Here is a 7,884-nt window from a genome sequence, read left to right on the forward strand (position 1 = left end):
GAGGGAGCCAAGCGAATCCTCGCCCTTGGCTTCGACAAGCTCGACTATCTGGAAATCCGCGACGCCGCCTCGCTTGCCGCCTATCCCGAAGACCGGCCCACAAGCGAAGCACGCATTCTCGTCGCCGCAAAGATCGGCAAGACACGTCTTATCGACAATATGCCGGTCTAGAGCAGCCCGAGCTCTTCGAGTTCGCGGCGCATTTCTTCCGGCATCTCGTCATCCGCCTCGCCACGCTTCACATCGGCGGGCGCGTCTTTCGCATCGAGATAGCGCCATCCCTGAAAGGGGCGTCGTTCCTGCCGCCGCGTCGGCACGATCTCATGATCGAGAATGAGACGGCAGCGCCCGATCCCCTCGCCATCCGTGAATTGCTCAATACCGATGAGCCTTTGGCGGCAGCGGATGACACCCTTCATCACCCAATAAAGCGAACCACCGTCCAGCAGTTCATCCGCGCGCTTCGGCGTCATGCGCGTTACATGGGCAAGCACTTGCGGCTCACCCCGACGCTTCATCTCGGCAAGCCGCTCGGCCTGCCATCCGGCAAGGTCTGCAATATCATCAGCGCCAACGCAGAGCTTGATGAGATGAACCGTCAATCCGATGCCTCATCAAAGGAAACAAGCACCGCGCCCGCCTCCACCTGATCGCCCGGTGCCGCGTGAACCGCAGCCACAATACTATCAGCGCCCGCCACGAGCGTCTGTTCCATCTTCATCGCTTCCATGACGATGAGCGCGGCACCCCGGCGCACTCTGGCACCCGCTTCTGCCAGAACCTGCACAATCTTGCCCGGCATGGGTGCCTTGAGCGCACCCGCCTCGCCATCGGAAACAACATCCACATCAAGAGGGTCCGCAACCTCGAACTCGGTCGCAATGCCTTCATGGATGAGTATGTGCCCTTTCCCGCGCGCGACACAGGCGGCCGATATCCGCACACCATCCACCGTGGCGCGAAGAAAGCTATCATCACCCAGAGTGGCGGAGACGAGAATGTCATTCTCGCTCGCGCCGGAAATACGCCAACCCTCGCCTTGCGGCGTGACGGTGAGCGCAACCGCCTCTCCCCTTGCATTGAACTTCAGCGTCTCGCTTCGCGGCCCGCCAAGCCCCCATGCATCCGCCGCTGCCCAGGGCGAGTGCGGTTCGGCTGTTTCGCTTTGCGCGCGCCGGATGGCCGCTTCTCTCAGCAGAAGATGGGCTGCCGCACCAAGAGCAAGCACCCGCGCCGACAGGTCCGATGCCGGCACCAGATCAGCGATGTGACGGTCAATGAAGCCAGTATCAATATCGCCCTTCAAAAAGGCATCATGGCCGACTGTCGCCACGAGGAAGCCGAGATTGGTCTTCGGCCCCGCTACTTCCATGCGCGTGAGAAAGCCTTTCAGCCTGCGAAGCGCCGCATCGCGCGTTTCGCCATGCGCGATGATCTTGCCGATCATCGGGTCATAGAACATGGTGACTTCATCGCCTTCCCGCACACCCATATCGGTGCGGATATGCGCTATGTCGCCTGGCATCCGCAGGCGAAGGAGCTTGCCGGTCGAAGGGAAAAAACTCTTCGCCGGGTCTTCCGCATAAAGCCGCACTTCAACCGCATGGCCCTTGAGGGGAATCTCATCCTGCGTGAGCGGCAGCGCTTCACCCGCGGCAACGCGCAACTGCCACTCGACGAGATCGAGCCCGGTAATCGCTTCCGTCACCGGATGCTCGACCTGCAACCGCGTGTTCATTTCCATGAACCAGAAACCATCAGGCCTCAGCCCGTCACTCGCATCCGCGATGAACTCGACCGTACCCGCCCCGCGATAGCCAATGGCCTTGGCCGCCGCGACAGCTGCCTCGCCCATCGCCTTGCGCATGTCAGGCGGCATGCCCGGTGCCGGCGCTTCCTCGATCACCTTTTGGTGCCGGCGCTGCAAGGAGCAATCCCGCTCATAAAGCGAGACAGCCTGCCCCTTCCCGTCCGCAAAGACCTGAATTTCAATATGGCGCGGCCGCGCCACATATTTCTCGACCAGCACGCGCTCATCGCCAAAGGCAGCACCCGCCTCCCGCTGCGCACTCGCAAGCGCCTTGGCGAAATCTGCCGGATCATCCACAAGGCGCATACCCTTGCCGCCGCCACCCGCAACCGCCTTGATGAGCACGGGATAGCCGATCGCTTCAGCCTGACCGGCAAGAAAGTCAGCCTCCTGACTATCGCCATGATAGCCCGGCACGACCGGAACACCGGCCTTTTCCATCAAGGCTTTCGCCGCATCCTTCAACCCCATCGCGCGAATGGCATCGGGCGTCGGGCCGACAAAGGTGAGGCCCGCCTTTTCACAAGCATCCGCGAAGCCCGCATTCTCGGAGAGAAAGCCATAACCCGGATGCACCGCCTCCGCGCCGGAGCGCGCACAGGCGTCAAGAATAGCATCCGCCCGCAAATAGCTCTCCGCCGCAGGTTCAGGGCCTATGCGATAGGCCTCATCGGCCTCCGCCACATGAAGCGCATTGGCATCGGCATCGGAATAGACCGCAATGGTCCGAAGCCCCATGCGCCGCGCCGTGCGAATGATGCGAACGGCAATCTCGCCGCGATTGGCAATCAGAAGGGATTTGAACATATGGCCCCTCACATGCGGAAGACGCCGAACTGCGTCTCCGGTATGGGTGCGTTGAGCGTGGCGGAAAAAGCGAGCGCGAGGACGCGGCGTGTTTCAGATGGCGTGATGATGCCATCATCCCAGAGCCGGGCCGTGGCGAAATAGGGATGCCCCTCTTCCTCATATTGCGCGCGGATCGGGGCCTTGAAGGCATCGGCTTCTTCCGGCGTCCACTTCTCCGCATCGCGATGCACGGTCGCCAGCACACTGGCCGCCTGCTCGCCACCCATCACTGAAATGCGCGCATTGGGCCAGGTGAAAAGGAAGCGCGGACTATAGGCGCGCCCGCACATGCCGTAATTCCCCGCACCATAAGAACCGCCGATTATGAGCGTCACCTTCGGCACATTGGCAGACGCCACCGCCGTTACGAGCTTCGCGCCATCCTTGGCAATACCGCCCGTTTCATACTCGCGACCCACCATGAAGCCCGCAATATTCTGAAGGAAGAGAAGCGGAATCTTCCGCTGGCAGCACAGCTCGATGAAATGCGCCCCCTTAAGCGCAGATTCCGAAAAGAGAATGCCATTATTCGCAACGATGCCGACGGGAAGCCCGTGAATGTGAGCGAAACCGCAAACAAGCGTTGTGCCGTAGAGCTTCTTGAACTCGTCAAACTCCGACCCGTCCACCAGCCGCGCAATCACCTTGCGCACATCATACTGGATGGAAAGCGAATGCGGCACCACGCCATCAAGCTCGGCCGCGTCGTAAAGCGGTGCGCGCGGCTCTGCGAGCGGAACAGCAATTTGCTTCTTGCGATTTAGCGTGCCCGCAATCTGCCGCGCTATGGCAAGCGCATGGGCATCATCCATCGCATAGTGATCGGTCACGCCGGATTTGCGCGAATGAACATCCGCCCCACCGAGATCTTCCGCCGATACCACCTCGCCCGTCGCCGCTTTCACAATCGGCGGCCCACCGAGTAAGTTCGTGCCCTGCTTGCGCACGATCACCGTCTCGTCCGACATGGCAGGCACATAGGCGCCGCCCGCCGTGCAGGAACCCATTACAATGGCAATCTGCGGAATGCCCTTCGCGGACATGCGCGCCTGATTGTAGAAGATGCGGCCGAAATGTTCGCGGTCCGGAAAGATTTCTGCCTGGTTCGGCAGGTTCGCGCCGCCTGAGTCCACGAGATAGAAGCAAGGCAGATTGTTTTCGAGCGCCACTTCCTGCGCGCGGAGATGCTTCTTCACCGTGACGGGATAATAGGTGCCGCCCTTGATCGTCGCGTCATTACAGACAATGACACATTCCTGCCCCGCGACGCGGCCGATGCCGGTGATGATGCCCGCCGCATTGATCGGCTCGCCATACATGCCGTGCGCAGCCATAGGAGAAAGTTCAAGAAAGGGCGTACCCGGGTCAATCAGGCCATAGACCCGCTCGCGAGGCAGCATTTTGCCGCGCGATACATGCCGCTCGCGCGAGCGCTCATCGCCGCCAAGGGCAGCCTTCACCCTCTCCTTCTGCAGCGCCGTGGTGAGCCGCGCCATCGCTTCCGCATTCTCCCGGAAACGGGCATCGCGCGTATTGATGCTTGTCTTCAGAACCGCCACAGCCATTACCCCGGACTGGATTTTTTATAGAAACGATCATACGTTCGTATCCTGAGACAGGCAAGAACGGCAACGGGCAAATCCTTGGCGAGAACGACAGGTTCATCGGGCGCAAAGACGCTTGCCGCCATCCATGACGCGGGACTTGATCTCATCCATGAACATGGCTTTGAGGCAATGAGCCTGCGCCAGCTTGCCGCCCGTGTCGGGCTTCAGCCGGGTTCGCTATATAACCACATCGCCACAAAACAGGACCTGCTGTTCGACCTTATCTACAACCATATGGTGACGCTGCTTGCGAGCGTGGATGAGGCGCTTGCCGGGATCGACGATCCGCTGGAAGCTCTCAAGGCTTTCACCGCCTTTCACCTCACCTACCATATCGAACGCAAGCGCGAGGTCTTTATCGGCTCGTCGGAACTCCGCAGCCTGAGCCCGCAGAACCGCCGCAAGATCGTGGCGCTGCGCCGCGCCTATGAGGACCGGCTTTGCGACATTCTCCAGCGCGGCGAGAAGAAAAAGCTGTTCAAAATTGCAGATGTGCGTGTCAGCGCCTATGCCATCCTCGCCATGCTGACCGGCATCTGCACATGGTACGATGTGAAAGGCCGCGTTGGCCGGAAGAAGCTCATCGACATTCACACCCGCCTCGTGCTGGAGGGCGTGACGACATGACAGCGGAGGAAAGCATGGCGAAAAACGAAGCCGAATCAGCGAGGGCCTTTCTCGACAACTGGTATGCTTGCGTGAAGGCCCATGATCCCGCGAAGCTCGAAGCGCTGGTGGCCGATGATGCGGTGATCTCCTCGCCTGCCTTCTACACGCCGAAACAGTCGAAGGAGTATGTCCTCGCCATTCTGAATGCAGTCCTCGCAGGCTTCGAGGACTTCACCTACACGAAGGAATGGGTGGACGGGAAAGAGATCATTCTCGAATTCAACAGCCGCATCGGCGAGACGAAGCTGAAGGGCATCGACCGCATCACCGTGAATGATGCCGGGCAGATCGCCCATATCGAAGTGCTGATCCGCCCGCTAAATGGCCTCATCGCCCTTGCCGAACATGTGAAGGCGACGCTCGCGAAAACGGCTGCCTAGTTCAGCCGCTCAATCGCAATCGCCGTTGCTTCGCCACCCCCAATGCAGAGCGAGGCAACGCCGCGCTTGCCGCCCGTCTGCTGAAGCGCATTCAGCAGCGTGACGATGATGCGCGCGCCCGAAGCGCCAATGGGATGGCCGAGCGCGCAGGCGCCGCCATAGATGTTCATATTGTCAGGCGAGAGGCCGAGATCATGGATCGCGGCCATTGCCACAACGGCGAAGGCCTCGTTCACTTCCCAGAGATCGACCTCATTCTTCGACCAGCCCGTCTTTTCGAGGAGCTTCGAAATCGCGCCGACCGGGGCCGTGGAGAACCAGGCCGGGGCCTGCGCATGCATTGTGTGTCCGCGAATGGCGGCAAGCGGGGTAAGCCCACGCCATTCGGCTTCCGAAAGCCGCATCAGCGTCAGCGCGGCCGCGCCATCCGAAATCGAGCTTGAATTCGCAGCCGTCACCGAGCCGTCTTTCGCGAAGGCAGGCTTCAGTGTCGGAATCTTTGCCGGGTCGGCCGTCAGCGGCTGTTCGTCATTCACCACTTCCGACTTGCCCTTTCGTGTTGTCACTTCCACGGGCACGATTTCGGGCGCAAAGGTACCGCCCTCCACCGCGCGCTTCGCACGGGAAAGCGATTCAAGTGCATAGGCATCCTGCTGCTCGCGCGTGAACTGATAGTGCTTTGCCGTCTCTTCCGCATAGCTGCCCATCAGACGGCCTTCATAGGCATCTTCCAGCCCGTCAAGGAACATGTGGTCCTTGACCTCGCCATGGCCGAGCCGCATCCCGCCACGTGCCTTGGGCAGCAGATAGGGCGCATTCGTCATGCTTTCGAGGCCGCCCGCGACGGCAACTTCCGCATTGCCCGCAAGGATCGCATCATGCGCCATCATCACGGCTTTCATGCCGGAGCCGCACATCTTGTTAACGGTCGTACAGGGCGTGCCGTCGTCAAGCCCTGCACCGCGCGCCGCCTGCCGCGCTGCCGCCTGACCAAGTCCGGCAGAGAGCACGCAGCCCATCAGCACTTCATCCACTGCCGTCGGCGCAAGCCCTGCCCGTTCCACAGCGCCCTTCACGGCAATGGCCCCAAGCTCCGTTGCCGTCACCCCCGCGAGCGCCCCCTGAAAGCCGCCCATCGGAGTGCGGGCCGCGCTGACAATAACCACGGGATCGGAAGAGGTGCTCTGTGACATGAGACGAATTCCACGTTTAAACTGGTGCCGGATAGAGGATTCGGGAAAACCCTATCCCATAAAGATAGCGTGCCAAAGCCACAGGGGGGGATAAGTCGTGGAAGATTTCCTGCACAATATGGACTGGGTGCTGCCCTTACGCAGCGACTGGGCGACGCCTGTGGCGACCGGCTTCACCTGGCTTGGTTACACACCCTTCTTCCTGATGTTCCTGCCCGTCGGCTACTGGCTCTGGGACCGCGCCATGTTCACGCGGCTTGCCGTACTCATCGCCATTACGGCGGTGGTGAATGGCTGGTTCAAGGATCTCTGGCAGGATACGCGCCCCGATCCGAAATACTGGCTGGATGGCCGCATTGAAGGCTCGCCCGGCCGCCCCTCTGGCCATGCGCAAGTGGCGGTCGCCATGTGGCTCTGGCTTGCCTATGAGATCAGAAAAAGCTGGGCGTGGATCGCCGCCATCATCATCACTTTCGGCGTCTGCTTCAGCCGCCTCTATCTCGGCGTGCATGATGTTGACGATATTCTCGTCGGCAGCGCCTTCGGCCTTGCGAGCATCGGCCTCTTCATCCTGCTGCTCGGCCCGAGCTTTGATTTCTGGCGCCGCCTGCCCTTCTGGGTGCACCTCGCCGTGATCCTCGCGCTGGTGCCCCTGCTCTGGGCCGTCTGGCCGCCGGAAGGACCGGCAGGCTCCAGCTTCTTCGGCCATATCGCCGTGCTCTTCCTGCTCTTTGGTTGGGTTGCCGGGCAGGCCATCGACTATCGCCTTGCGCCGGAGCGTGGCCCCCGCCCCGCCATCTGGAAACAGATCGTGATGGCGGTAGGCGGCATTGTCGTGCTCTTCGCAATCCGCGCAGGCATTGACAATGGCGGCGACGCGCTCGGCCTCAGCCGCGCCATCACCGGCTATGGCGGGGCGGCGATACTCGGCTTTTACGCCACCGGCCTCGCACCAATGGCATTCCGCGCACTGAAACTGATGCGGTAAGGCTCACGCCGTTTCGTTGAAAAGCTCGCGACCGATCAGCATACGGCGGATTTCGCTCGTACCTGCGCCGATCTCGTAGAGTTTCGCATCGCGCAGCAGGCGGCCGGTTGCATAATCGTTGATATAGCCATTGCCGCCTAGTGTCTGGATGGCCTCGAGCGCCATCCAGGTCGCCTTCTCGGCTGCATAAAGGATCGCGCCTGCCGCATCCTTGCGTGTCGTCTGGCCACGATCACAGGCCTTGGCGACGGCATAGACATAAGCGCGGCAGGCATTCATCGTCGAATACATGTCGGCAAGCTTGCCCTGCATAAGCTGGAAGGTGCCGATAGGCGCACCGAACTGCTTGCGCTCATGGATGTAGGGGATCACCACATCCATGCAGGCC

At 61.1% G+C, this 7,884-nt stretch carries 9 protein-coding genes; 4 read left to right on the plus strand and 5 right to left on the minus strand.

What is annotated here, in order from left to right:
- The first annotated feature begins 15 nt into the window (after positions 1 to 15).
- Complete coding sequence (locus WBF74_RS07380) at positions 16 to 171, plus strand: pantoate--beta-alanine ligase (RefSeq protein ID WP_424437497.1); 156 nt, start codon at positions 16 to 18, stop codon at positions 169 to 171.
- Here WBF74_RS07380 and WBF74_RS07385 read toward each other — a convergent pair.
- From WBF74_RS07385 to WBF74_RS07395, 3 genes are read right to left on the minus strand one after another with little or no spacing between them, the layout of a single operon-like run.
- Positions 168 to 602: a DUF1489 family protein gene (locus WBF74_RS07385; RefSeq protein WP_424437473.1), complete on the minus strand. Its 435-nt coding sequence runs from the start codon at positions 600 to 602 to the stop codon at positions 168 to 170. The genes WBF74_RS07380 and WBF74_RS07385 overlap by 4 nt on opposite strands.
- On the minus strand, positions 599 to 2,617 hold the full coding sequence (locus WBF74_RS07390; RefSeq protein ID WP_424437476.1) for an acetyl/propionyl/methylcrotonyl-CoA carboxylase subunit alpha: 2,019 nt from the start codon (positions 2,615 to 2,617) through the stop codon (positions 599 to 601). Before WBF74_RS07390 ends, WBF74_RS07385 begins: the two co-directional genes overlap by 4 nt.
- Before the next feature lie 8 nt (positions 2,618 to 2,625).
- Positions 2,626 to 4,224, minus strand: coding sequence for a carboxyl transferase domain-containing protein (locus tag WBF74_RS07395; protein WP_424437479.1), 1,599 nt, complete (start codon positions 4,222 to 4,224; stop codon positions 2,626 to 2,628).
- Positions 4,225 to 4,302: 78 nt separating this feature from the next.
- On the opposite strand from WBF74_RS07395, the gene WBF74_RS07400 reads away from it, so the two are divergent.
- Complete coding sequence (locus WBF74_RS07400; RefSeq protein WP_424437482.1) at positions 4,303 to 4,893, plus strand: TetR/AcrR family transcriptional regulator; 591 nt, start codon at positions 4,303 to 4,305, stop codon at positions 4,891 to 4,893.
- 14 nt (positions 4,894 to 4,907) lie between these two features.
- A complete protein-coding gene (locus WBF74_RS07405) occupies positions 4,908 to 5,315 on the plus strand; it encodes a nuclear transport factor 2 family protein (protein ID WP_424437485.1) in 408 nt (135 codons plus the stop codon).
- On the opposite strand, the gene WBF74_RS07410 is transcribed toward WBF74_RS07405, so the two are convergent.
- Complete coding sequence (locus tag WBF74_RS07410; protein WP_424437488.1) at positions 5,312 to 6,508, minus strand: acetyl-CoA C-acyltransferase; 1,197 nt, start codon at positions 6,506 to 6,508, stop codon at positions 5,312 to 5,314. The genes WBF74_RS07405 and WBF74_RS07410 overlap by 4 nt on opposite strands.
- Before the next feature lie 97 nt (positions 6,509 to 6,605).
- Here WBF74_RS07410 and WBF74_RS07415 point away from each other — a divergent pair, with 97 nt between their 5' ends.
- The gene (locus tag WBF74_RS07415) at positions 6,606 to 7,496 is read left to right on the plus strand and encodes a phosphatase PAP2 family protein (protein ID WP_424437491.1); all 891 of its coding nucleotides are present in this window, start codon (positions 6,606 to 6,608) and stop codon (positions 7,494 to 7,496) included.
- Positions 7,497 to 7,499: 3 nt separating this feature from the next.
- Here the strand turns inward: WBF74_RS07415 and WBF74_RS07420 are convergent.
- On the minus strand, positions 7,500 to 7,884 hold a 385-nt coding region (locus WBF74_RS07420; RefSeq protein ID WP_424437494.1), incomplete at its 5' end, for an acyl-CoA dehydrogenase family protein.

Source organism: Parvibaculum sp. (assembly GCF_049672805.1).
Taxonomy (GTDB): Bacteria; Pseudomonadota; Alphaproteobacteria; order Parvibaculales; family Parvibaculaceae; genus Parvibaculum.

Coding starts and splice junctions, on each gene's coding strand:
- WBF74_RS07390 (WP_424437476.1), bottom strand. CDS start 2,617: ATGTTCAAATCCCTTCTGATTGCCAATCGCGGCGAGATTGCCGTTCGC.
- WBF74_RS07395 (WP_424437479.1), bottom strand. CDS start 4,224: ATGGCTGTGGCGGTTCTGAAGACAAGCATCAATACGCGCGATGCCCGT.
- WBF74_RS07410 (WP_424437488.1), bottom strand. CDS start 6,508: ATGTCACAGAGCACCTCTTCCGATCCCGTGGTTATTGTCAGCGCGGCC.
- WBF74_RS07405 (WP_424437485.1), top strand. CDS start 4,908: ATGGCGAAAAACGAAGCCGAATCAGCGAGGGCCTTTCTCGACAACTGG.